Below are 24533 nucleotides of genomic sequence, written 5' to 3'. Positions count from 1 at the left end.
TACCGGTGGTTAGCGTGCTCGACATCCTCACGCGCCGTGCCCGTTCCGGCGGGCGCCGCCTCGTCGCACACCAAGGAGTCATCTTGCGAGTCCTGGCCGTCGTTCCCGCCCGCGGAGGTTCTGCGGGCGTCCCGCTCAAGAACCTGGCCAAGGTGGGCGGCACGCCCCTGGTCACCCGCGCGGTGGCCTCCTGCGCGGCAGCCGGGCTCATCGACGAGGTCGTCGTCAGCACCGACCACGAGGGCATCGCCGCCGCCGCCGAGACCGCGGGCGCCCGGGTCGTCCGCCGCCCCGACGAGCTGAGCGGCGCGACGGCCTCCAGCGAGTCGGCCGTGCTGCACGCCCTCGACCAGCTCGGCGCCGACCCCGAGGTCGTCGTCCTGGTGCAGTGCACCAGCGCGTTCATCGACCCCGCCGACCTCGACGCCGCGGTGTCCAAGGTGCTGGACGGCGCCGCCGACGTGGTCTTCTCCGGCCTGCGGACCCACGAGTTCGTCTGGGCGGTCCGCGACGGCGCGGCCCAGGGCGTCAACCACGACCCCGTCCACCGGCCCCGCCGCCAGGACCGCGAGCCCGACTTCCGCGAGACCGGCGCGTTCTACGTCATCCGCGCCGCCGGCCTGCGCGAGCACGGGCACCGCTTCTTCGGCGCCGTCGCCGTCCAGCCCGTGCCGTCCCTCACCGCGGTCGAGGTGGACTCCCCCGAGGACCTGGAGATCGTCCGGGCGCTGGCGCCGCTGGCCGACCGTCCCGGGCCGATCGACGTGGACGCCGTGGTCACCGACTTCGACGGCGTGCACACCGACGACTCGGTCCAGGTGGACCAGGACGGCCACGAGACCGTCACCGTCAGCCGCTCCGACGGCCTCGGGATCTCCCTGCTCCGGCGCGCCGGGGTCAAGGTGCTGATCCTGTCCACCGAGCGGAACCCGGTCGTGGCGGCCCGCGCGCGCAAGCTCGGCGTCCCCGTGCTGCAGGGCCTGGCCTCCAAGCACACCGCGCTCAGCGAGTGGCTGCGCGTGGAGGGCCTGGACCCGGCCCGCGTCGCCTACCTGGGCAACGACCTCAACGACCTCGGCTGCATGGACCTGGTGGGCTGGCCGGTGACCGTGGCGGCCGCCGAGCCCCGCGTGCGGGCGGCGGCGCGGGCCGTGCTGACCCGCCCGGGCGGCGCCGGCGCCGTCCGCGAGCTGGCCGACCGGGTGCTCCAGGCCCGGCCGGTCCCCGAGGAGCCGGCCGTGACGTCCCGGGCCACCCTGCGGGCCAAGGGCGCGCCGGTCCGCATCGGCGAGTCGCTGGTCGGCCCCGGCCAGCCGGTGTACTTCATCGGCGAGATCGGCATCAACCACAACGGCGACCTGGACATCGCGCGCCGCCTCATCGACGTGGCCGCCGACGCCGGCTGCCAGGCCGTGAAGTTCCAGAAGCGCACCCCCGAGATCGCCGTCCCGGTCCACCAGCGCGACCAGATCCGGCAGACGCCGTGGGGCGAGATGACCTACCTGGAGTACAAGCACCGGGTGGAGTTCGGCCTCGACGAGTACACCCAGATCGCCAAGTACTGCGCCGAGCGCGGCCTGGACTGGTTCGCCTCGCCGTGGGACGTCCCCTCGGTGGACTTCCTGGAGGAGCTGGACGTCGTCTGCCACAAGGTGGCCTCGGCCAGCGTGACCGACCGCGAGCTGCTGCGCCGCCTCGCCGCCACCGGCAAGCCGGTCATCCTGTCGACGGGCATGTCCACGCTGGAGGAGATCGACGCGGCCGTGGACGTCCTCGGCACCTCCAAGCTGGTGATCATGCACGCGACCTCGACCTACCCGCTGCCTCCCGAGGAGGCCAACCTGCGCACGATCCTCACGCTGCAGGACAGGTACGGCGTGCCGGTCGGCTACTCCGGGCACGAGCGGGGCCTGCAGATCTCGCTCGCCGCCGTTACACTCGGCGCGGTGACCGTGGAGCGCCACATCACGCTCGACCGCACGATGTGGGGCTCCGACCACGCCGCCTCGCTGGAGCCGAGCGGCCTGGAGCACCTGGTCCGCGACATCCGCATCATCGAGTCGGCCCTCGGCGACGGGGTCAAGCGGGTGTTCCCGGGCGAGGAGGCCCCGAAGTCGCGCCTCCGCCGCGTCACCGCCTGACCCCCGCGCCGCCCTCCCCCTCCCGCACGACCAGGAGAAGCCCCGCAGTGACGCACGCCGAGGACCGCCCGTGATCACGCTGTCCGTCGTGGTCCCCGTACGGGACGCCGAGCCGTACATCGCCGACGCGCTCACCTCGCTCCGGCTCAACGCCCGGCCCGACTTCGAGTTCATCGTCGTCGACGACGGCTCGGTGGACGCGACCCCGCGGATCATCGAGGACTTCCGCGCCGAGCTGCCGGGGCTGACCGTCCTGCGCAACGCCACCGCCGTGGGGCTGGCCGACGCCCGCAACCACGGCCTGTCCCTCGCCTCCGGCCGGTACGTCACCTTCCTCGACGGCGACGACTGGGTGGGGCGGGGGTACCTGGCCGCCCTGGTGGCCGCCATCGAGGGGCTCGGCTGCGACTTCGTCCGGGTGGACCACGTCCAGGTGGAGGGGCGCAAGCGCGTCGTGCACCGCGCGCCGGAGGCGCGGCGCGGCGTGGTGCTGAAGCCGCGCGACCGCATCCTGCCGGCCGGGGCCAAGACCATGGTCGACTACCCCTACGCCTGGGCGGGCGTCTACCGGCGCGAGCTCGGCGACCTGCTCACCTTCCCCGGCCACCTGCACACCGCCGAGGACCGGCCCTGGATCTGGCGGCTGCACCGCGAGGCCAGGTCCTTCGCGGTGGTCTCGCTGGCCGGGGTGTTCTACCGGCGGCTCGTGTCCACGTCGCTGACGCAGATCGGCGACGAACGCCAGCTGCACTTCTTCAACGCGTTCGAGCTGGTCTTCGAGCAGGTCGAGAACGAGCCCGACCTGCTGCCCAAGGCCGTGCGCACCTTCTGCGCGCTGCTCGCGCACCACCTGGAGCTGAGCGAGCGCTTCTCCCCCGACCTGCTGGCCCGTTTCACGGCCCGCGCGCGGGAGGTCCTCGCCACGCTGCCGCCGGGCATGGTGGACGAGACGGGCATGGAGCCCGAGCGCGCCGAGCTGCTGCGCCCGCTGCTACCCCCCACGCATCGCGGATGACCCCAAGGAGCGCCCCGTCGTGACCCAGGTCTTCTACAGCTCCACGCTCTTCGGGGCGATGACGCTCGCCGCCGCGATGGACGCCGGGAGGTTCGGCGGCCACGACGGCCGCAGGGTCCTGCTGGTGTCCAACAACGCCGCGATCCCCGAGGTCACCCCGTCGCTGGACGAGGCGCCCGGCTTCGCGGCGCTGCGGTCCCGGTTCGACGAGGTCCGCTCGTGGAACGAGATCATCGCGCCGCTGCACCCGTCGGACTGGAAGGCGCGGATCATCGAGGTGCCGATGCTGTCGCGCCTGATCACCGCGGCGCTGCGGCTGGAGGACGGCCCGGCCGAGCTGGTCGTGGAGTCGGTGGCCGTGCCGCCCGCCCGGACGGTGGCGGCCCTGGTCCGCGACTGCCCGATGACCGTCTACTCCGACGGCCTGATGAGCTACGGGCCCACCCGTGACCCGCTGCCGCAGGAGATCTCCGGCCGCATCACCCGCCTGCTGCACCTGGACCTGGTCCCGGAGCTGACCCCGCTGCTGCTGGCGGAGGTCGGCGTCCAGCCCGACCCGCTGCCGGACGCCGCGTTCCTCGGCGTGCTGGAGCGCATGCCCCTCCCGGAGGGCCTGTCCGGCCGCGCGGTGATCCTCGGCCAGTACCTGTCGGCCCTGGACATCGTCACGGCCGAGGAGGAGGCCGGGCTGCACGCCGCGATGCTGCGGGGGCTGGCCGCGCGCGGGATCACCGACGTGCTGTTCAAGCCGCACCCGGCGGCGGGCCGCCGCCACGGCCAGGAGATGCGCGAGGCCGCCGACGCGCTCGGCGTGAAGCTCTCGGTGGCGGGCGAGACCGTGCCCGCCGAGCTGTGCTTCCTGGCGGCGCGTCCCGAGCTGGTGGTGGGCTGCTTCTCCACGGCGCTGATGACCGCCCGCCGCCTGTTCGGGATCCCGGTCGCCACGATGGGCTGCGATCTGGTCCTGCAGCGGCTGACGCCGTACGAGAACAGCAACCGGGTGCCCGTCACGATCGTGGACGCCACCGTGCCGCGGCTGGACGAGGACGGCTCCATCTCCGACCCGCCCCCGGTGGACCTGTCCGCGCTGGTCCAGGCGGTCGGCTTCTGCATGCAGAGCGAGCACTACCCGCAGCTGCGCGAGGTCGCCGCGGACTACATCGCGGCCAACGGCGCGCAGGCCCGCTACTTCAAGAACCGCCGCCTGGCCTCGGTGGGCCTGACCCCCGCGGCCCCGTCCCAGAAGCGCTCGCCCCTCGGCCGGCTACGCCGCGTCCTGTCACGCTGACCCGCGACGCCACGGTGGCGTCAGGCGGCGCGGACGCGGCTGATGTGGCGGGCGTAGCGGGGGCGGCCGATGATGTGCCAGATGCCGCGTACCGGAGCGGGAAGGGCGGACAGGAGCGTGGCGCGCTCGGCCGGGTTCGCGTCCTCCAGGACGAGGCCGAAGAGGGTGAACAGGGTGAGCTTGGGCGTGTGGGCCACCAGGTGGTCGCCCAGGGAGGCCCATTCCTTCTCGGTGATGTGCTCGGCCGCGAGTGGAAGGAGGGTGGCCTCCTCGTCGTCGAGGTGTTCGAGGAGCACGGCCCGGTGGTCGGCCAGGGCGGCCACGAGCGTGTCGCGCTCGTCCGCCCCCGCGGCGGCCTCCCAGGCGGGGACCGCCGCGTCCAGCCTGGTCAGCGTGGCCGCGACGCGCGCGTGCTGGGCCTCCATGCGCAGCACGATGTCGGCCTCCAGATCGACCCGGGACAGCAGCGGCGGCCACAGCAGCTCGTCCTCGCCCTCGTGGTGGTTCTTCAGTCCCAGCCGGTAGTCGCGGAAGTGGCCGGCGATCACCTTGGCGCGCGCGGTGTCACCGGGGGCGACCGCCGCGACGAGCTCCATCAGCAGCCGCGACTCGCGACGGAAGGCGCGGTGGACGATCTCCATGTCCTGGGTGTCGACGCTCATTTCGTTCCTGCCCTTCATCGGTTGGACGTGTCAAGCCTGCTCCCGGCGTTTGGAAGGCACTTGGAACCGGCATGGAGGCCGCGCGTAGGATGTGCCACGTCATGGTCTTGATCCGGGTTCTGGGCTCTTTCGGTGCCGAAAGCAACGGCGAGTCCGTCCCCCTGGGCGGGCCGCGGCAGCGCGGCGTCCTGGCCCTCCTGGTCGCGGCGCGCGGACAGGTCGTGTCGGTCGACCGGATGATCGAGGACCTCTGGCGCGGTGAGCCGCCGTCCCGCGCGCTGGCCTCCCTGCAGGCGTACGTCTCCAACCTGCGCCGGCTGCTGGAGCCCGGCCGCCCGCCCCGGACCCCGGCCCGCCTCCTGGTGAGCGCCTCCCCCGGCTACGCGCTGCGGCTGCCGCCGGAGTCGGTGGACGCCTGGCGTTTCGAGGACCTGCTCGACGAGGCCCGCACGCTCACCGACCCTCGGGCCGCCCGCGCCCGGCTGGCCGAGGCGCTGCGCCTATGGCAGGGACCCGCGTTCGCCGAGGTCGCCGACGAGCCGTGGGCCGCCGCCGAGACCGCCCGCCTGAACGAGCTGCGCCTGGTCGCCCGCGAGCTCCACGTCGCGGCGGGCCTGCGGTCGGGCGACCCGGCCTTGGTGGTCCCCGAGGCCGAGCGCCTCACCCGCGACGAACCCCTGCGCGAAGAGGGCTGGCGCCTGCACGCCCTGGCGCTGTGGAGCAGCGCCCGCCGCGGCGACGCCCTGGCGGCGCTCCGCCGCGCCCGCGCCACCTTCGCCGACGAACTCGGCCTCGACCCCGGCCCCGACCTGGTCGCCCTGGAAGAGGCGATCCTCAACCAGCGCCTCGACGTCCTGCGCACGGCCGTCCCCCCACCCATGGCCGCCAAGCCTCCACACGCCAGGCCCGCACCGGCGCGCCTGCACGACGCGATCCCGCGTCGCGCCGCCTCTTTCGTGGGGCGGGAGGGCGAGCTCGCCGCGCTGGTCTCGGCCGCCGGGGAGGCCGCCCACGACGGGGCGCGCGTCGCCCTTGTCACCGGGGAGGCGGGGCTGGGCAAGTCGACGCTCTTGGAGCACCTCGGCGCGCGGTTGGAGCGCGACGGCTGGCTCGTCGCCGCCGGGCGTTGTCCCGAGGTCGACGGCGCGCCGCCCGCGTGGGCGTGGGTCGAGGCGCTGCGCGCCGTCGCCGCGGCCGTTGCTCCGGGGGAGTTCGCGGGGGACCTGGCGCCGCTGCTCTCCGACTCCATACCGGTGGACGGCGACGCCGCCGCCGGGCGGTTCCGGCTGCGCCGGGCCGTGTGGGGCTGGCTCGCGGCGGCCGCCACGGATCGGCCGGTCGCCGTCGTGCTGGACGACCTGCACTGGGCGGACACGACCACGCTGGGGCTGCTCGGCGGCGGCGTCGGCGTGCGGGCCCCGATCCTGGTCGTCGCGGCGTACCGCCAGGACGAGAGCGAGCACCTCACCGAGACGCTGGGCGCGCTCGCCCGCACCGCGCCGCTCCGGATCGCGCTGCCCGGGCTCGACGGCGCGGCGGTGGCCGCGCTCGTGCGGGCCGAGAGCGAGGCCGACGACGCGACGGTGGCGGGGATCGCCGAGCGCACCGGCGGCAACCCGTTCTACGTGCGGGAGAGCGCGCGGCTGCTGAACGGCGAGGGCGCGCTGGTCGCGCTCTCCGAGGTCCCCGAGGGCGTACGGGACGTGCTGCGGCGCCGGCTGGCACGGCTTCCCGAGAGCGGGGTGTCCGTCCTGCGGCTGGCGGCGGTGGCCGGCAGGGAGAGTTCGGTGGACGTGCTCGTGCGGGCCGCCGACTCCGACGGGGACGGCGTGCTGGACGCGCTGGACGCGGGCGTCATCGCCGGGTTGCTCGACGAGCCGGCGCCGGGGCGCGTCCGGTTCGTTCACGCGCTGGTCAGGGACACGCTGGTCGCCGACGTCAGCCGGTTGCGCGCCGCGAGGATGCACGCCAGGATCGCCGCCGCCCTGGAGGGCACCGGCGACGTCGCGGCGCTCGCCCATCACTACGCGCGGGCGGGATCGCCGAAGGCCGCCGGCTACTGCGTGCGGGCCGCCGAGCTGGCCGAGGCGCGCTACGCGCACGACGTGGCGGCCGCCCTCCTCACCGACGCGGTCGCCAACTCCAGCGAACCGGACGAGCGCGTCGGCCTGCTCGGGAGGCTGCTCCGGGCGCAGATCAGGGCCGGAGCCGTCGCCGCGGCCAGGGACACGCGCCGGCAGGCCGTGGAGTACGCCGAGTCGATCGGCCGCGACGACCTGATGATCGCCGCGTTCACCGCCTGGACCGAGCCCACTCCCTGGCGGGCGCGCACGTACGGCACGGTCGACCGTCCCGTCGTCGGCCGCCTCGGCCGCCTGCTCAAGCGGACCGGCCTCGCCCCCGGCGTGCGGTCCCGCCTCCTCATCGCGTACGCCAACGAGCTGGTGGGCGAGGACGATCCGACGGCCATGGCGGCGGCGCGGGAAGCCCTCGACCTCGCCACCGATCCCCGCCTCCGGGCCGCGGCGCTCCTGGTCCTCGCCGGCGACCCCGGGCGGGAGGAGTACTCCCGCGAGCTGGTGGAGATCGGCGTCGAGCACGACCTGCCCGTCTACCGCGTCACCGGGCTGCTCAGCCAGGCCGCCAACGCCGCCGCGGCCAACGACCCGGCGACGATGCGCCGCGTGACCGAGGAGGCGCTCGAGCTCGCCCGCGCCTACCGGATGCCGGAGGCGATCGGCGCCGCCGAGATCGCGCTGGCGGCCCTGGTGCTCATCGAGGGCCGGCTCGCCGACGCCGAGCGCCTCTACGGGGAGGCCACCGAACGCATGGAACGCGCCGGATCGGTGCACGCCGGCTTCATCGGCCTCGCGCGGGCGGCGATCTGGCTGAACGACGGCACGCTCGGCGACCACCTGGACGACGTGCGCGCTCTCCACGAGGCGTTCGGCCCGATGGTCGCCGACCTGCTCGCGCTCGCCCTCCACGCCGCCGGCCGCGGCGACGAGGCACGCCGGGCCCGCACGTCACCGAGCCCGATCCGGCCCGACTTCTTCTTCACCTTCCTGACCACCCTGCGCGCCATGGCCGTCATCGCCCTGAACGACACCGGCGCCGCCGAGGAGTGCTACGCGGCCCTGCTCCCCCATCGCGACGGTCCTCCGGCCGGCGCCACCAGCCTGTCGCTGGCCGTGCGCCCGGTCGCCCACACGCTCGGCGAGCTGGCGCTGCTGCTCGGCCGCGACGACGAGGCCGCCGCCCACTTCGCCAGGGCCGCCGCCATCGCCGACCGCTGGAACGCGCCCCACTGGGCCGCCGAGGCCCGGTCGCGAACGACCACGGTGCCGCGAGTGATCGTTACCGGTCACCGCGCTAGCGGAGGGCCTTGAGGTAGCGGCGCATGCGGCGGCTGGCGCGGTAGCCCGCGCGCAGGACGTTCGGGGGCAGTTCGACGCGCAGCCGGGCGCGGCGGCGCGAGGCGGCGTGGGCGGGGCCGTCCAGGAGCGGCCTGACCGGGGGCAGGCCGGTGGTGCGGGCCTGCTCCACCAGGGCGTCCAGGCGGGCGATCCAGTCGCTCGCGGCGCGGTCGTGGAAGTAGTTGGCGTCGCACCAGGCCGCCGTGGGCCGCCGGAACCCGCCGCGCGCCAGGTCCTCCAGGGTGCCGAGGCAGCCGCTGCCCTCGAACACCAGGTTGATCATCTCGGCGCTGACCCCGAAGTCGGACAGCACCAGCAGCGGGACCTCGCCCGCGATGGCCTCCAGGGCGGCCGTGGAGCTGACCGTGACGAAGCCCGCCGCCTCGGCCAGGTGCTCGTGCATCGGCCCCACGGCGAACCGCACCGCCCCCGGCCGCACCGCGCCCGCGGCCTCCAGGGACGCCCACAGGCTCTCGTAGTGGTAGCGCTCGTTGTGGGTCTGGCGCTCGGTGGTGAGGGCGCGCAGCTTGACCACCACGTCCAGGTCGGGGCGCGCGGCGGCCAGGTCGTTCAGGGCGAGCAGGACGCTCTCGCGGTCCTCGCGGCGCTTGGGCACCTTGGCCTGCGTCGCGAACACCACCCGCCGCCCGGCCGGCGTGACCGGGTCCTCGGCGAGGGAGGCGGCCAGGGAGGGCGCCGCGTCCAGGGGAACGGGGTGGGCTGGGGTGGCGGCCTTCAGGAGCCCGTCGAGGTAGGGCAGGCGGGCCAGGGCCGTGACGCCGGCCGCGCCGAGGTCCTTGCCGATGCGGCCGAACTCCTCGACCTCGTGCCCGCTGTGGACCACGAACAGGTCGCAGCCGCCGCGGAACATCCACGCCTTCTCGGTGGCGGGGATCGAGATGCCCGGCAGGCCGGACACGAACACCGGCCGCGGGCTGAGGTCGTCCAGCACGTCGCTGACCAGGACGTCCACGACGGGACCCGTGCAGGCGACGAGGATGGCATCGGGCCTGAGCCGCTCGGCGAGCCGCCGGACGGCCCGCGCCGAGACCACCGCGGGAGGCTCGCCGCCGGCCGCGCGCGTGCCGCTGACGGCCGCCGCGATCTGGGCGGGCGAGGGGACGATCGGGGTGCGCACGACGGCGAGCGTCGAGGACCACCCCTCCGGCAACTGGTCGAGCAGGCCCGCCGCCCACTTGAGGTAGGAATCGGAATCGGCCACGGCGAGAACCCGGCTCAAGGAGCAGCCCTTTCGTGCGCGAACATCTGGAGGTGTGATCGGAGGGAGACCGACGCGGAGGGCGTCCACCAGTCGTCGGGGACGTCCACCGTCTCGACGGGGACGCCGCGTGCCGACAACAGGACGCGCAGGGACGTCACCGCCGTGGACGGAAGGCTGAGGACGCGCTGCCCCGGACGCAGGTCGCGCAGGGTCATCTCGACGGGGACGCCGCCGTCGTACACGGTCACGCCGGGGTGGTCGCGGACGGCGGCGAGGTCGCCGGGGTCCTCGCGGCGGTGCGGGTAGTAGGCGAGCGGGCCCTTCAGGGCGAACAGCCAGGACAGGTACCGGTCGCGGTGGATCAGCCCGTTGCGCACCAGCGAGGTGCCGAGCACGACGGTGTCCTCGCGGGGACGGGGGTGCCGGGCGGCGGGCTGGGAGCGCAGCCAGGCGAAGTCGTGGGTGATCAGCTCGGCGCCGAGGCGGCGCACGGCGGCGGCCAGGCCGGCGGGGACGGGCAGCGCGGTGAAGACGGTGAGACGCCCGGCGCGGGCGGCGGCCCGCAGGCGCAGCGCGGCGGCCAGGCCGAGGGCGCGCCGCGACGGGGTGGCCTGGACGCGGGCGCGCAGCAGGGACGTGCCGGCGCGGGAGGTGAGCTGCTCGAGGACGCGGATGGTGGCGAGGCCGTCGTCCACCAGCACGATGCGCGACGGCAGGGCGGTGAGCGAGGTGAGCTGCACGCGGCCGGAGAAGGCGTCCCCGAGCACCCAGGCGGCGCGGCGTCCCGGCCGGGGCATGCGGCCGGAGGCGGTCTCGATGGCGAGTCCCGGCGGCAGGTCGAGCGAGGTGAGCTCGGTGCGCGTGACACGCAGGGCCGGGAGCTTGGCGCGGGTGACCACGCGCATCTCCGGTCCCGCCACTCCGGCGTGCCGCGCTTCGACCGCGCAGAGCAGCTGGAGGGGTGACTCCACCCAGGCGACGGCCGACCCCTGCTCCCGCACGCGGCTTCGACCGTTCCTCTCCACGCCGGGGATTGACGCTTTCACGACGCAAGCAAGGTAGCCGCGTGACGCGACGCGTGAGGTAACAACCGGTGAACACGGTCTTACGGCCGCTGGACCAGGTCCAGATCAACGGACGCGGGACCGTGCGCGTGGCGCCACAGGGGCCTCATACGACAGGAAACGGCCGAACCGCCCGGCCGGTGCCGAACCCGTCCTCGGAGCCCCTTCGGGGGGTGAATCACCTCCGTTCCCGGCTTCGGGGGTCACACGCGCGGGGGCGGCCGGGAGGCGTCCCCGCCCTTCCGTCATAGGCGACGCCGGGCCGTCCGGCAACCCCCTCGGGACGTTCGCCGGGGCCTTGACAATCCGATGGCCGCCCCGCCCGGATATCCATTTCCTGCCACCGTGTCTCGCAGGTCACATCAGTCCCAGAGCGCTCGGCGGCCGGCGCCTGATCCGTACGATGGGCGGATCGTCGCAGGTAAAGAGCGGGTCGTGCGCGGCCCACGATCACCGGCCCCGCGCTGCTTGGCGTCCCGGATCCCCGATCCAGACCAGAGATTTGTCCTGTTTGCATCTGTTTGTCCGATGTATTACGGTGGGTGGACTCCTGGCGGGGGAACGTCCGGATCGGACGGCCTCTTCATGCCGTGGAGCTTGCATAGCGCGGCCGGTCCTCTGGGAGATCCCTCTCCCCCCGGCGCGCGCACCGCCGAGTCCGCCCTGTGCGGAGCCGGGGACCCACTTATCTCCCCGGGGTGAATCGGGGCGCCATTCCCACGGACGCTCCGTAGGGCGAACTTCCACGCCCGAACCCGTCAGCTAACCCGGTAGGCGGCCGTGGAAGGAGTCTCCACTTGTCCATGTTCGACAACTTCGACAAGTTCGTACATCGGCTTCAGGATGCCCCGAAGAACCACCTCAAGGCCTACGCGCTGGCCGGCCTGGTCGCCGCCCAGCTCGTGACGGGCGCCGCCTTCGCCGCCAACGCCGACACCGGGCCCGGGGGCACCGGCGTCGCCAAGGTCGCCGGCAACGAGGCCGCCCACCTGGCCGAGGGCCTCCACGCGCCCTCCGGGGCACGGCACGTCTCGGCGCAGCAGCTCCTGACGCTGGCCGAGAGCCAGGTCGGCATCAGCGAGAACGCCTACGGCGGCGGCACCAAGTTCCACAGCTGGTACATGGAGAGCCCGCGGGCCCGCGAGACCGTCGCCCGCGACGGCGGCACGATCGGCGCCTACGCCAACGCGCCCTGGTGCGACATGTTCGTCTCCTGGGTCGGCGAGCAGCTCGGCATGCAGGACACCATGGGCTCGGACGCCTACACCGTCGCGCACGCCAAGTGGTTCGCCCAGCAGGGCCGCTACGGCGAGACCCCGAGGCCCGGCGCGGTCGCGTTCTTCGCCTGGAACGGCACCAAGAGCGTCGACGCGATCGAGCACGTCGGCTTCGTCGTCAAGGACAACGGCGACGGCACCATCAAGACCATCGAGGGCAACACGGGCAACGGCAAGGTCGAGGTCCGCACCCGCTCGACCGGTTCGGTCGCCGGGTACGGCTACCCGAACTACGCCGCCTGAGCCCCCGGCCGCCCGCGCGGCGGCCCCCAGGACCACCAGCGGCGCGCCCCGCCTCCCCGCGAGCGCCCGTCCTCCCCGGCCGTACGGCCCGGCGTTTCCCGCTTCGCCGGGCCGTACGGCCTTTTTCACCACGAGCTATGGGAGCGCTCCCAGAAACTCCGGGAAGCGCGTGCGGCCCGGCGCATAACCCGGCGTAACAGTTATGTTTCAGCGTATTGACGGCGGCGTTGCGGATCGGCGACCCTTCGTGGGAGCGCTCCCAAACCTCGCCCACGAGGCCGCTCGTGGGACCACGGACGAGGTTCCAGCCACATCGCGGGGCCCGACCGCCGGGGCCGGCCCTCGATGCACCTCCCACTGACGGGCAACCACCGAGAGGGGTCCGGAAATGAACCACAAGGCGCGCCGCGGCGGGAAGCTCGCCGCCGCGATGACGATGGCCGCCGCGCTCGGCGTCACCGCCGCCTGCTCCTCCGGCGGCACCGCCGCCGAGGGCACCTCGTCGGCCGCGCCGGCGGAGAAGATCACGCTGACGCTGCAGACCTTCGGCGGCGGCACCAACTTCGGCTACAAGGCCGCCGTCGAGAAGTGGAACGCCGAGCACCCGGGCGTCCAGGTCAAGTACACCAACCTCACCGACAGCTTCGAGAACGTCTACTGGCCCCAGATGCTCCAGTGGCTCCAGTCGGGCACCGGCGCCGGCGACGTCGTGGGCATCGACGAGGGCGGCATGGGCCTGGCCAAGGCGCGCCCGCAGTTCTTCACCGACCTCGGCCAGTACGGGCTGGACTCCCGCAAGGCCGACTTCCCCGCCTGGAAGTGGGAGAACGGCCTCACCGCCGACGGCAGGCTCTTCGCCCTCGGCACCGACGTCGGCGGCATGAGCATCTGCTACCGCACCGACCTGTTCGAGAAGGCCGGGCTGCCCACCGGCCGCGACGAGGTCTCCAAGCTGTGGAGCGGCGGCTGGGACGCCTTCATCAAGGCCGGCCAGGACTTCCAGGCGAAGGTCAAGGACACCAAGTTCGTGGACAGCGTCAACACCATCTACAACGTGGTGCTGTCGCAGGAGGCCGCCAAGAACGGCAACGTCACCTACTTCGACCGCGACCAGAAGCTCATCGCCGGCACCAACCCGGCGGTGAAGACGGCCTTCGACCTCACCCAGAAGATCAGCCAGGCCGGGCTGACGGCCAAGCTGCAGAACTTCACCGACCCCTGGAACACCGGCTTCGTGAAGTCGCAGTTCGCCACCCTCGGCTGCCCCGGCTGGATGCTCGGCGTCGTCTCCGGCACCGCGGGCGACGAGTTCAAGGGCAAGTGGGACGTCGCCACCGTCCCGGGCGGCGGCGGCAACTGGGGCGGCTCCTGGCTCGCCGTGCCGAAGCAGTCCAAGCACCCCAAGGAGGCCGCCGAGCTGGCCAGTTACCTGACCGGTCCCGAGGCCCAGCTCATGGCGTTCAAGGAGGGCGGCAACCTGCCGAGCACGCTGGCCGCGCAGGACGACCCCGCGCTGCAGAGCGCGACCAACCCCTACTTCAACGACGCGCCGCTCGGCAAGATCTTCGGACCGTCCATCAAGTCGCTCCAGCCGACGTTCCTCGGTGAGCGGCACGCGCAGGTCAAGCGCGAGGTGGAGCAGGTCATCACCGGCATGGACCAGGGCTCGGTGCCGTACGCCGAGGCCTGGGACAAGTTCGTCGCCGCGGGTGAGAAGGCGGCGCGCTGACCGCCGCCCCCGCCACCGGCTCCGCCCATCGACCGTCACCGACGAACGAAGGAGTCCAGGGCTCCCCCGCCCGGCCACGGAACCCGCGGCCGGGCGGGGCCCCGCACCGCCGATGAGCGTCAACACCCAAACCCGGCGGGCGGGCCCGGCGCCGCCCGAGCCCCGCCCGCGCGCCCCGCGCCTCACCTGGTCCAGGTTCGACGTCAAGGCCGCCCCCTACCTGCTGATCTCGCCGTACTTCCTGCTCTTCGCGGTCTTCGGCCTGTTCCCGCTGGTGTTCACGCTGTGGGTCTCGCTGCGGGACTACGGCCTGGCCGGCGGGGAGGCGACCTTCACCGGGCTGGACAACTACGCCGCGCTGCTGTCCGACGCCGACTTCTGGAACGCGGTGGTCAACACGGTCGGCATCTTCGCGCTCGCCACGGTCCCGCAGCTCCTGCTGGCGCTGCTGCTGGCCAACGCGCTCAACAAGCGGCTGCGCGGACGGCTGCTGCTGCGCCTCGGCGTGCTGGTGCCGCTGGTCACCTCGGTGGTGGCCGTGGCCATCGTCTTCACCCAGCTCTACGGCCGCGACTACGGCATGGTCAACTGGCTGCTCGACGTGCTCGGCCTGGACCGGCACATCGACTGGCAGAGCGCCCGGTGGTCGTCCTGGACGGCGATCGCCACCATGGTGGACTGGCGGTGGACCGGCTACAACGCGATCATCTACCTGGCCGCCATGCAGACCATCCCGCGCCAGCTCTACGAGGCGGCGGCGATCGACGGGGCCTCGGGCCGCCGGCAGTTCTGGAGCATCACGCTGCCGATGATCCGGCCCACGGTCCTGTTCACGGTCTTCGTGTCCACGATCGGCGGCCTCACCCTGTTCGCCGAGCCGGTCATGTTCGCCGGCAACCGCATGGACGGCGGCACCACCGGCCAGTTCCAGACGATCGCCATGTACATCGTCGAGCAGGGGTTCAGGAACTTCGACTACGGCTACGCGGCGGCCGCCGCCTGGCTGCTGTTCGTCCTCATCCTCCTCGGCGTCGGGCTCAACTACACGCTCGCCCGCAGGATCGGAGGCTCACGATGAGCGCGATCACCTCCCCCGCGGCGGGGACGCGCGACCGGCGGGACCCGTTCCGCGCCACGCCGCTCACCAAAATCGGGCTCGGCGTCACGCTCGTCCTGTCGATCTTCCCGATCTACTGGATGATCATCATCGCCTCGCGGACCAACTCCGACGCCGTGGACGTGCCGCCCCCGCTGCTGCCGGGCGGCAACCTCGGCGAGAACGTCCGCAGGGTGCTCGCCACCGAGGACGCCCACTTCCTCGCCGGCCTGCTCAACTCGCTGGTCGTCACCTCGGCCGTGACGGTGTCGGTCGTGGTCATCTCGACGTTCGCGGGCTTCGCGTTCGCCCGGCTGCGCTTCCGCGGCAGGAACCTGCTGCTCGGCTCGATCCTGCTGACGATGATGGTGCCGCTCCAGCAGATGGGCGTGGTGCCGCTCTACCAGCTCATGGTGGAGCTCGGCTGGGTCGGGTCGCTCAAGGCCGTGATCCTGCCGTACCTGCTGAACGGCTTCGGCGTGTTCATGATGACGCAGTACACCGAGCAGGCCGTGCCCGAGGAGCTGGTGGAGGCGGCCCGGGTGGACGGCGCGTCCACGCTGCGCGTCTGGTGGAACGTGATCCTACCCGCCGTGCGGCCCGGCATGGCGGTCCTCGCGCTGCAGACGTTCATGCTCAACTGGAACGAGTTCATGTGGCCGCTGATCGTCCTCACCCCCGAGAACCCCACGGTGCAGGTGTCGATCAGTTTCCTCACCGCGGCGCACAGCACGGACTACGTGCTCATCTTCACCGGCACCGCCCTGTCGGTGCTCCCTCTCGTCGTCGTTTTCCTCGCGTTCGGCCGGCAGATCGTCGGCGGTCTCATGGAAGGTGCGGTCAAGGCGTGACCACGCAGGACACTCAACCCGGCGCCCAGCCCGGCACAGAGCTCAGCACAGACGCCCCGGCCCTGGCGTTCCCGCCCGGCTTCGTCTGGGGCGCGGCCACCTCGGCCTACCAGATCGAGGGCGCGACGGACTCCGACGGGCGCGGCCGGTCCATCTGGGACACCTTCGTCGGCGAGCCCGGCCGCGTGGTGAACGGCGACCACGCCGATCTCGCGGTGGACCACTACCACCGCTACCGCGACGACGTGGCGCTCATGGCCGAGCTGGGCCTCACCGCCTACCGGTTCTCGGTCTCCTGGCCGAGGATCATGCCCGAGGGCTCAGGCCGGGTGAACCAGGCCGGGCTCGACTTCTACCGGCGCCTGGTCGACGAGCTGCTCGGCCGCGGGATCGAGCCCTACCTGACGCTGTACCACTGGGACCTGCCGCAGGTCCTGGAGGACGCGGGCGGCTGGCCCGAGCGCGACACGGCGGCGCGCTTCGCCGACTTCACGACGTGCGTGCACGAGGCGCTCGGCGACCGGGTGCGGCACTGGACCACGGTGAACGAGCCGTGGTGCGCGGCCTTCGTGGGGTACGCCTCGGGCGAGCACGCCCCCGGACGGCGCGAGCCGGCCGCCGCGGTGCGGGCCGCCCACCACCTCAACCTGGCGCACGGCCTCGCCACCCAGGCCATCCGGGCGCGGGACCCGCAGGCGCGGATCGGCGGCTCGGTGAACCTGTACGCGGTGACGCCGGCCACCGGCGCGCCCGCCGACCTCGACGCCGCCCGGCGCGTGGACGGCCTGCAGAACCGGTTCTTCCTGGACGCGCTGCTGAAGGGCTCCTATCCGGAGGACGTCGTGGCCGACCTGGCCGGGGTCACCGGGTTCGACTTCGTCAGGGACGGCGACATGGAGGTGGTGTCCACGCCGTTCGACATGCTGATGGTGAACTACTACAGCCGCTACACCGTGTCGGGGTCGGCGGAGGGCTCGTCGTCGGCCTCGGCGGCGCCGACGGGCGCGGGCTCGCCGTGGCCGGGCAGCGAGCACGTGACCTTCGTGCGCAGCGGGCGGCCGGTCACCTCCATGGGCTGGGAGATCGACGAGTTCGGCCTGTACGAGGTGCTGCAGCGGGTGGCCCTCGGCTACCCGGCCATCCCCCTGGTCGTGTCGGAGAACGGCGCGGCGTTCGACGACGTCGTGTCCGGCGGGGTGGTGGACGACCGGGAGCGCGTGGCCTACCTCTACGCCCACCTGCGCGCCTGCCACGCGGCGATCGCGGCGGGGATCCCGCTGCGGGGGTATTTCGCCTGGTCGCTGATGGACAATTTCGAGTGGGCCTGGGGCTACGGCAAGCGCTTCGGGCTCGTGCACGTCGACTACGACACCCTGCGCAGGACGCCGAAGGCGAGCGCGCGCTGGTACTCCCGCGCGATCCGCCGAGGCGGCCTGCGGGGTCCGGCAGAATAAGCCGAAAAGCCAGGAGGGGGCACCTTCAATGAACGGGGACCGCCGCTCGGGAGCGCGACCGACCCTGGAGGCGGTGGCGGCGCGCGCCGGGGTCGGCCGGGGCACGGTGTCGCGCGTCATCAACGGCTCGCCGAAGGTCAGCCAGAAGGCGCGCGAGGCCGTGCGGCAGGCGATCGACGAGCTCGGCTACGTGCCGAACCGGGCGGCGCGCACCCTGGTCACCCGGCGCACCGACACGGTCGCGCTGGTCGTCTCGGAGTCCGAGCAGCGGGTGTTCGACGAGCCGTTCTTCGCGGGCATCATCCGCGGCATCGGCTCGTCGCTGGCCGAGACGGGGCTCCAGCTCATCCTCACCATGGCGCAGTCGCGCCAGGAGCACGAGCGCCTGGAGCCGTACCTGACCGGGCAGCACGTGGACGGCGTGCTGCTGATCTCCCTGCACGGCGCCGACCCGCTGCCGGGCCGTCTGGAGGACATGGGCGTGCCGACCGTGCTCGGCGGCCGGCCGGTCGGGTTCACCCCCTACAGCTACGTCGACATGGACAACAGGGCGGGCGCGCGGCAGGCGGTGAAGTACCTGCTCGGCAAGGGGCGGCGGCGCGTCGCCACGATCGCGGGGCCGCAGGACATGGGCGTGGGCGTGGACCGCCTGGCCGGCTACCGGGACGCGCTGCTCGCCACCGGCCTGCAGGAGCTGGTGGCGTTCGGCGACTTCAGCGAGGCCAGCGCGGTCGCGGCCACCGAGCGCCTGCTGGAGGCGCACCCGGACCTGGACGCGGTCTTCGCGGCCTCCGACGCCATGGCGATCGGCGCGATGCGGGTGCTGAAGGAGCACGGCAGGTCCATCCCGGGCGACGTCGCGGTGATCGGCTTCGAGGACTCGGCGATCGCGGCGCAGACCGTGCCGCCGCTGACCAGCGTCCACCAGCCGACCGAGCTGATGGGGCGGCAGATGGCGCAGCTCCTGGTCGCCCGGATCAACGGCGAGCGCCTGGAGCAGCCGGTGGTCATCCTCGACACCCATCTGGTCGAGCGCGGCTCGGCCTGAGATCCGGCGCGCGGGCGCCTGCGCAATCTTTACGACTTCCGATAACTGCCTTAATTCACCGAAATTTCATGGCTTGTACGGTCTTAGCAGGACTGGAAGGAGCGCCTCGTGACCCAAGCCATGTCGAGCCCCGTGACCCTTCCCCTCGGCCGCCAGAACCCCTTCGATCCTCCCGCGGCGCTGCGCCGATGGCGCGAAGAGGGACCCATTCGCCCGATGCTCTACGCCGACGGCCACGTCGGCTGGCTGGTGACCGGCTATTCCACGGCCCGCGCCGTGCTGGCCGACCCGCGGTTCACCACCGACACCAAGCTGCTGCACCCGCCGATCGGCCAGCGGGCGACCCAGCGGATCCTGGAGGACGTTCCCGGGTTCTTCCTGCAGAAGGACCCGCCCGAGCACACGCGCTTCCGCGGCCGTCTCGCGGGCCACTTCACCGTGCGCAGGGTGCAGGCGCTGGAGCCCAGGATCGCCGAGATCACCGGCGAGCACCTCGACGCCATGGAGGCGTCCGGCACGCCCGCCGACCTGGTGCGGGAGTTCGCGCTGCCCATCCCGTCCCTGGTCATCTGCGAGGTGCTCGGCGTGCCCTACAGCGGGCACGAGCGTTTCCAGCGGCGCTCGGCCGCGCTGCTCGACCTGTCCTCCACGCCCGATCAGGTGCGGGAGGCGCTGGAGGACCTGATGGACTTCACCCGCGAGCTGGTGGCGCTGAAGCGGGCCGAGCCGGGCGACGACCTGATCAGCGCGCTGGCCGCCGACCGCGGGCTCACCACCGACGAGGTCACCGGCGTGGCGGTGCTGCTGCTGGTGGCCGGGCACGAGACCACGGCCAACATGCTCGCGCTCGGCACCTTCACCCTGCTGCGCAACCCCGCCCAGCTCGCCGCCCTGCGCGCCGACCCCGCGCTGATCGGCTCGGCGGTGGAGGAGCTGCTGCGGTACCTGACGATCGTCCACCTCGGGCCGGTGCGCGCGGCGCGCGAGGACGTCGAGATCGACGGCCACGTGATCCTGGCGGGCGACTCGGTGACGCTCTCGCTGCCCGCGGCCAACCGCGACCCGGCCCGGTTCGAGAACCCCGAGAGCCTGGACATCACCCGGCAGGCCGCCGGGCACCTGTCCTTCGGGCACGGCGTCCACCAGTGCCTCGGCCAGCAGCTCGCCCGCATGGAGATGCGCGTGGCCTACCCCGCGCTGCTGCGGCGCTTCCCCGGCCTGCGCCTGGACCTGCCGGCCGAGCAGGTGCCGACCCGGACGAGCAGGGCCATCTACGGCGTCCACACGCTCCCGGTCGCCTGGTAGGGCGGCCCGCGCGCGTACGGCCCGCTCCCCCCGGCGGGCCGCGGACGGGCACGGCCGGTGGGAGCGATTCCACACCGCGGGCACGATCACGAGGAGACTTGACATGATGTGCCAGAAAATCCGACACCATACTTGACAATTACGCGGGCCCGGGCCGTGGGAGCGCTCCCTTGCCATACCTTCACAGCATGGCTAAATTTTGATCACCGCGTGGCAACGGGGATGATGGAGGCTGCCGCCCGGGTTTCTCCCGGTTCGCGGCGATTTCACCGGCCGATGAGAGGATCCCCGTGCCTCAGTACGTTATCCAGGGTGGCGACTACCGCGCCGTGATATCCGGCTCGGGCGGCGCGCTGCGGATCCTCCGGCACGGTGACCGCGATCTGGTGACGAGCTGGCCGCAGGACGGCCCCGTCCCCTTCTACAGCGGCACGCTGCTCGCGCCGTGGCCGAACCGGGTGGCCCACGCGCGCTACACCTTCCGGGGCGAGACCTTCCGGCTGCCCGTCAACGAGCCGGAGCGCGGCCACGCCCTGCACGGCCTCGTCGCCTTCGCCGGCTGGCGGGCCGCCGGGCCGCACGAGGACGGCGACGCCTCCGTCCGGCTCACCCACACCGTCGAGCCCTCCCCCGGCTACCCGTTCCGGCTGCGCCTGGAGGTCCGGCACGCCCTCGGCCCTGGCGGCCTCACCACCACCCTCACCGCCGAGAACACCGGCGACCGCCCGGCCCCCTACGGCTGCGGCACCCACCCCTGGCTGATCGCCGGCGACGGCCCCGAGAGCGGCTGGGAACTGGCGCTGCCCGCCGACCGGGTCCTGCTCACCGACGAGGAGCTCCTGCCCGCCGCCCTGCGCCCGGTCGAGGAGACCCCGTTCGACTTCCGCCTCCCGCGCCCGATCGGCGAGACCTCCGCCGACAACGCCTTCACCGGCCTGGCCGCGGGGCCGGACGGCCGCACCGAGGTGCGGCTGCGCGGCCCGCGCGGCGGCGTGCGGATCGCCTGGGACCCCGCGGCGCTGCCGTGGGCCCAGGTCTGCACCGGCACCGGCTTCGGCCACCGGGGCATCGCCGTCGAGCCGATGACCTGCCCCGCCGACGCCTTCAACTCCGGCACGGACCTCGTGGTGCTCGACCCCGGAGCCGCACACGAAGCCGGTTGGACGATCTCGGCCCTCTGAGCGTCCCTTCCCGGCTTCCACCGGCCGGGAACCGGCCCGGCCGCGCGCCGTCCCGCCACGCCGAGTGACGGCCGGCGTCACCGCCGATCCCCCCTCATCCCCCGACCTAAGTGATGTGACCGAATGGAGAGCAGGACCAAGCGCCGGCTGACCCCCGCCCAACTCGACGCGCTCGCCGCCAGGGCGCTGGGCGCGGAGGTCGGCTCCGCCGAGGAGCTCCTGGACGGCTTCGCCAACGCGGTGTGGCGGCTGACCCTGAAGGACGGCCGCCAGGTCGTGCTGAAGGCCGGCCCGCCGCCCGGCCTGGAGGCGCTCCGCTACGAGCGCGACCTGCTGCGCACCGAGGCGCTGGTGTACCACCTGGCCACGCCCACGGGGCTGCCGCTGCCCCGCCTGCTGCAGTCCGGCTTCGACGACCCCGAGCTCGGCGGCGACTACCTGATCATGTCGGCGCTGGACGGCGTGCCGTGGAACCAGGCGTCCTCGCTCGGCGAGGCCGACCAGCGGTCGCTGCGCCACCAGCTCGGCGGGCACATCGCCACGCTGCACGGCATCCCCGGCGACGGCGTCTACGGCTACCCCTACGCGGCGCTCACCGGGACGAACTGGCGGGACGCGTTCCTGGCCATGACCGGCGCGCTGCTGGACGACGCCGTGCGGTACGCGACCCCGCTGCCGCGGACGCTGGTGGAGATCGCGGGCGCCGTCTACTCCAACGCCGCCGCGCTGGAGGAGGTCACCGCGCCCGCGCTGGTGCACTTCGACCTCTGGCCGGGCAACGTGTTCCTGACCCCGCCCTCGGAGGGGCCGCCGCGCATCCAGGCCCTGATCGACTACGAGCGGGCGTTCTGGGGCGATCCGCTGGCCGACTTCGTCGCGCCGACGATCTTCGGTGAGCTGGACGACGACGATCCGGTCCTCGCCGGCTACCGCGAGGCGGGCGGCAAGGTGGAGCTCACGCCCGGGGCCCGCACCCGGGAGGCGATGTACCGCGTGTACCTGTACCTGGTGCTGCTGGTCGAGAACGGCCCCCGGCAGTACCCGGAGGAGTCCTACGGGCGGATCCGGGGCCTGGCCACCGAGGGGCTCACCAGGAGCCTGGACGTGCTCACGAGGCGCTGAGCACGTCCTTCCCGCGCGCCGGGCCGGACGTGCCGGCGTACGCAGCGGTGGCGCACCGGACGCGACAGGCGGCGGCGCGCGGGCAGGGCCGCCCAGGGACCCGGTCCCCGGACGGCCGGCCCGTCCTCGCGTGTCGCCATCGCCGGGTCAGCGTCCCTCGTCCACACGGTCGCCCGCCACGAGCCGGTCGTGCGGCTCCGCCGGCCGGCGCGCGCCCGCGCCCACGCGATCCGCCCTGTCGGCACGGTCGGCGCGGTCGGCACGGTCGGTGCTGTCCGTCCTGGCCTCGGCCCGGTCGTCGACGCCGTCGCCGTCCCTGTCCGGGGCGTGCGCGTGGCGGCCGAGCGGCCTCCCGGCCGAGTCCGGCGAGGGGGCCTGGGCCGGGACGTAGCCGGTGGCGCGGGGCGCGGTCGCCGGGGCCGTGGACTCGGCCTCCAGCCTGCGCTCCAGCGTCCGCTTCTCCTCCTCCAGGCGCGCGACCTTGTCGGCCTCGGCGCGGGCCTCGCGCAGCCGCCTGCGCCTGGCCCCGGAACGGCGCATGCCGCCGGTGAGCACCATCAGGCCGATGAGGAAGACCGCCGCGGTCGCCGCGCCGGCGAGGAACAGCTCCAGCGCGGACATCTCGATCGTCCGGCCCAGCACGGTGATCGCCGCAACGCCGCCGGCGCCGTCGTTCGCCACCGCCACCAGAGCGGCTCCGGCGAGCACGACAAGTAACATGCCCAGTATGATCATGTGACCTCAACTCCACGTCGCTCGGTGCCTGCCCCTTGAGGGGGCGCCCTCCGACTGCCCGCGAAGCCCCCGGTTATTCCTGCCGCGCCCCGCCCGGTGTCGCCGGCGCGCGGGCGGCGTTCCATCGGCCCCGTAGCGCCTTCCGGCCACGCGCGGACCCCAGAGGCACCCCCGGAATCCCCGGCGCGCCCGGCATCCCGCGGGACCCGGCCCCGGAAATCTTTCTCACCCTGTGGACACGACCTCGGTGGGACCCCACGGCGTGCAATAGCCTTTCAGGGTGAGCGCCGAACCGATCAACCTCGATAGCTGGCGGGACCTCCCCGCCGCCCAGCAGCCCGACTGGCCCGACCGGTCCGCGCTGGAGTCCGTCGTCGCCGAGCTGCACGGCCTGCCGCCGCTCGTGTTCGCCGGAGAGTGCGACGAGCTCAAGGACCGTCTCGCCGCCGTCGCGCGGGGCGAGGCGTTCGTCCTCCAGGGCGGTGACTGCGCCGAGACCTTCGCCGGCGCCACCGCCGACAACGTCCGCAACAAGCTGAAGACGCTGTTGCAGATGGCCATCGTGCTCACCTACGCCGGCCGCGTCCCCGTCGTCAAGATCGGCCGCTTGGCGGGGCAGTTCGCCAAGCCGCGCTCCAAGCCGACCGAGACCCGCGGCGGCGTCGAGCTCCCGGCCTACCGCGGCGACATGGTCAACGGCTTCGACTTCACCCCCGAGTCCCGCACGCCCGACCCCGTGCGCCTGCTGCGGGCGTACCATTCCTCCGCGGTGACGCTCAACCTGGCCCGCGCCTTCACCAAGGGCGGGTACGCCGACCTGCGCCAGGTCCACGCCTGGAACCAGGACTTCGTGGCCGAGTCCCCCGCGGGCCGCCGCTACGAGCAACTCGCCCGCGAGATCGACCAGGCCCTGGCGTTCATGCACGCCTGCCGCGCCGATCCCGAGGAGTTCCACACGGTCGAGTTCTACTCCTCGCACGAGGCCCTGATCCTCGACTACGACCGCGCCCTCACCCGCGTCGACTCCCGCACCGGCCTGCCGTACGACGTGTCGGCCCACATGGTCTGGATCGGCGAGCGCACCCGCCAGCTCGACGGCGCCCACGTGGAGTTCTTCAGCCGCATCCGCAACCCCATCGGCGTCAAGCTCGGCCCGACCACCTCCCCCGAGGAGGCGCTGGCGCTGATCGACAAGCTCAACCCGGCCAACGAGGCCGGGCGGCTCACCTTCATCGCGCGCATGGGCGCCTCCAAGGTGCGCGACGCCCTGCCGCCGCTGGTCGAGAAGATCCGCGCGAGCGGCGCGCAGATCGCCTGGATCTGCGACCCGATGCACGGCAACACCTTCGAGGCCCCGAGCGGGCACAAGACCCGCAGGCTCGACGACGTGCTCGACGAGGTGGCGGGCTTCTTCGAGGTGCACCGCGCGCTCGGCACCCACCCGGGCGGCATCCACATCGAGTTCACCGGCGACGACGTCACCGAGTGCGTCGGCGGCGGCCACCCCATCGTCGAGGAGGACCTGGCGCTGCGCTACGAGACCGCCTGCGACCCCCGCCTCAACCGCGGCCAGTCGCTGGACCTGGCCTTCCGCGTCGCCGAGCTGTACCGCCTGAGCTGATCGCACGAAGAGCCGGCCCCCGCGGAAGCGAAGGCCGGCTCTGTCATGTTCAGGGGGGCGCGA

General features: G+C 73.3%; 18 protein-coding genes and 1 riboswitch. Of the genes, 14 read left to right on the top strand and 4 right to left on the bottom strand.

The annotated features are described in order from the left end of the window. Positions 1 to 83: 83 nt before the first annotated feature. From BJ981_RS27180 to BJ981_RS27170, 3 genes are all read left to right on the top strand, one after another. Entirely contained in the window at positions 84 to 2141 is a 2058-nt protein-coding gene (locus tag BJ981_RS27180) for an N-acetylneuraminate synthase family protein (RefSeq protein WP_184615048.1), read from the top strand. Positions 2142 to 2211: 70 nt separating this feature from the next. Continuing rightward, entirely contained in the window at positions 2212 to 3156 is a 945-nt protein-coding gene (locus BJ981_RS27175) for a glycosyltransferase family 2 protein (RefSeq protein WP_184615046.1), read from the top strand. A 19-nt stretch (positions 3157 to 3175) separates the two neighbouring features. Then, positions 3176 to 4444 (top strand): polysialyltransferase family glycosyltransferase, encoded by a 1269-nt coding sequence (locus BJ981_RS27170; protein ID WP_184615044.1) that lies wholly within the window; start codon positions 3176 to 3178, stop codon positions 4442 to 4444. A gap of 20 nt (positions 4445 to 4464) precedes the next feature. On the opposite strand, the gene BJ981_RS27165 is transcribed toward BJ981_RS27170, so the two are convergent. After that, positions 4465 to 5106 carry a hemerythrin domain-containing protein gene (locus BJ981_RS27165; protein ID WP_184615042.1) on the bottom strand — a complete coding sequence of 214 codons (642 nt, stop codon included), beginning with the start codon at positions 5104 to 5106 and terminating at the stop codon, positions 4465 to 4467. A 101-nt stretch (positions 5107 to 5207) separates the two neighbouring features. Here BJ981_RS27165 and BJ981_RS27160 point away from each other — a divergent pair, with 101 nt between their 5' ends. Beyond that, entirely contained in the window at positions 5208 to 8495 is a 3288-nt protein-coding gene (locus BJ981_RS27160) for an ATP-binding protein (protein ID WP_184615040.1), read from the top strand. Here BJ981_RS27160 and BJ981_RS27155 read toward each other — a convergent pair. Both BJ981_RS27155 and BJ981_RS27150 read right to left on the bottom strand, forming a co-directional pair. Then, positions 8479 to 9744, bottom strand: a complete 1266-nt coding sequence (locus BJ981_RS27155; RefSeq protein ID WP_239139405.1) for a DUF6716 putative glycosyltransferase — start codon at positions 9742 to 9744, stop codon at positions 8479 to 8481. The genes BJ981_RS27160 and BJ981_RS27155 overlap by 17 nt on opposite strands. Before the next feature lie 14 nt (positions 9745 to 9758). After that, positions 9759 to 10745, bottom strand: coding sequence for a hypothetical protein (locus BJ981_RS27150; protein ID WP_239139404.1), 987 nt, complete (start codon positions 10743 to 10745; stop codon positions 9759 to 9761). 703 nt (positions 10746 to 11448) lie between these two features. Next, positions 11449 to 11600, top strand: a riboswitch (cyclic di-AMP (ydaO/yuaA leader). 11 nt (positions 11601 to 11611) lie between these two features. On the opposite strand from BJ981_RS27150, the gene BJ981_RS27145 reads away from it, so the two are divergent. From BJ981_RS27145 to BJ981_RS27105, 9 genes are all read left to right on the top strand, one after another. After that, positions 11612 to 12328 carry a CHAP domain-containing protein gene (locus BJ981_RS27145; RefSeq protein WP_184616432.1) on the top strand — a complete coding sequence of 239 codons (717 nt, stop codon included), beginning with the start codon at positions 11612 to 11614 and terminating at the stop codon, positions 12326 to 12328. 388 nt (positions 12329 to 12716) lie between these two features. Beyond that, a complete protein-coding gene (locus BJ981_RS27140) occupies positions 12717 to 14057 on the top strand; it encodes an ABC transporter substrate-binding protein (protein ID WP_184615034.1) in 1341 nt (446 codons plus the stop codon). A gap of 112 nt (positions 14058 to 14169) precedes the next feature. Next, positions 14170 to 15135 carry a carbohydrate ABC transporter permease gene (locus tag BJ981_RS27135; protein ID WP_184615032.1) on the top strand — a complete coding sequence of 322 codons (966 nt, stop codon included), beginning with the start codon at positions 14170 to 14172 and terminating at the stop codon, positions 15133 to 15135. Beyond that, positions 15132 to 16004 (top strand): carbohydrate ABC transporter permease, encoded by an 873-nt coding sequence (locus BJ981_RS27130; RefSeq protein ID WP_184615030.1) that lies wholly within the window; start codon positions 15132 to 15134, stop codon positions 16002 to 16004. Before BJ981_RS27135 ends, BJ981_RS27130 begins: the two co-directional genes overlap by 4 nt. After that, complete coding sequence (locus BJ981_RS27125; RefSeq protein ID WP_184615028.1) at positions 16001 to 17458, top strand: GH1 family beta-glucosidase; 1458 nt, start codon at positions 16001 to 16003, stop codon at positions 17456 to 17458. Before BJ981_RS27130 ends, BJ981_RS27125 begins: the two co-directional genes overlap by 4 nt. 28 nt (positions 17459 to 17486) lie before the next feature. Further along, positions 17487 to 18506: a LacI family DNA-binding transcriptional regulator gene (locus BJ981_RS27120; protein ID WP_184615026.1), complete on the top strand. Its 1020-nt coding sequence runs from the start codon at positions 17487 to 17489 to the stop codon at positions 18504 to 18506. Positions 18507 to 18614: 108 nt separating this feature from the next. Further along, a complete protein-coding gene (locus BJ981_RS27115; protein WP_239139402.1) occupies positions 18615 to 19811 on the top strand; it encodes a cytochrome P450 in 1197 nt (398 codons plus the stop codon). 290 nt (positions 19812 to 20101) lie between these two features. Next, on the top strand, positions 20102 to 20992 hold the full coding sequence (locus BJ981_RS27110) for an aldose 1-epimerase family protein (RefSeq protein ID WP_184615024.1): 891 nt from the start codon (positions 20102 to 20104) through the stop codon (positions 20990 to 20992). A 123-nt stretch (positions 20993 to 21115) separates the two neighbouring features. Continuing rightward, entirely contained in the window at positions 21116 to 22114 is a 999-nt protein-coding gene (locus BJ981_RS27105; protein ID WP_184615022.1) for a phosphotransferase family protein, read from the top strand. Between the two features lie 147 nt (positions 22115 to 22261). Here BJ981_RS27105 and BJ981_RS27100 read toward each other — a convergent pair whose 3' ends face one another. Further along, on the bottom strand, positions 22262 to 22834 hold the full coding sequence (locus BJ981_RS27100) for a hypothetical protein (protein WP_184615020.1): 573 nt from the start codon (positions 22832 to 22834) through the stop codon (positions 22262 to 22264). 295 nt (positions 22835 to 23129) lie between these two features. Between BJ981_RS27100 and BJ981_RS27095 the strand changes: the two genes are divergently transcribed. Then, a complete protein-coding gene (locus BJ981_RS27095; protein ID WP_184615019.1) occupies positions 23130 to 24470 on the top strand; it encodes a class II 3-deoxy-7-phosphoheptulonate synthase in 1341 nt (446 codons plus the stop codon). The last annotated feature ends 63 nt before the right edge of the window (positions 24471 to 24533 follow it).

The organism is Sphaerisporangium krabiense (genome assembly GCF_014200435.1).
Classification (GTDB): Bacteria; Actinomycetota; Actinomycetes; order Streptosporangiales; family Streptosporangiaceae; genus Sphaerisporangium; species Sphaerisporangium krabiense.
This window is presented reverse-complemented; position numbering and strand designations above follow the sequence as displayed.

Excerpts from the sequence above, each read along its gene's own strand:
- BJ981_RS27165 (WP_184615042.1), bottom strand. The coding sequence starts at position 5,106 with ATGAGCGTCGACACCCAGGACATGGAGATCGTCCACCGCGCCTTCCGT.
- BJ981_RS27160 (WP_184615040.1), top strand. The coding sequence starts at position 5,208 with ATGGTCTTGATCCGGGTTCTGGGCTCTTTCGGTGCCGAAAGCAACGGC.
- BJ981_RS27145 (WP_184616432.1), top strand. The coding sequence starts at position 11,612 with ATGTTCGACAACTTCGACAAGTTCGTACATCGGCTTCAGGATGCCCCG.
- BJ981_RS27140 (WP_184615034.1), top strand. The coding sequence starts at position 12,717 with ATGAACCACAAGGCGCGCCGCGGCGGGAAGCTCGCCGCCGCGATGACG.
- BJ981_RS27135 (WP_184615032.1), top strand. The coding sequence starts at position 14,170 with ATGAGCGTCAACACCCAAACCCGGCGGGCGGGCCCGGCGCCGCCCGAG.
- BJ981_RS27130 (WP_184615030.1), top strand. The coding sequence starts at position 15,132 with ATGAGCGCGATCACCTCCCCCGCGGCGGGGACGCGCGACCGGCGGGAC.
- BJ981_RS27120 (WP_184615026.1), top strand. The coding sequence starts at position 17,487 with ATGAACGGGGACCGCCGCTCGGGAGCGCGACCGACCCTGGAGGCGGTG.
- BJ981_RS27105 (WP_184615022.1), top strand. The coding sequence starts at position 21,116 with ATGGAGAGCAGGACCAAGCGCCGGCTGACCCCCGCCCAACTCGACGCG.
- BJ981_RS27100 (WP_184615020.1), bottom strand. The coding sequence starts at position 22,834 with ATGTTACTTGTCGTGCTCGCCGGAGCCGCTCTGGTGGCGGTGGCGAAC.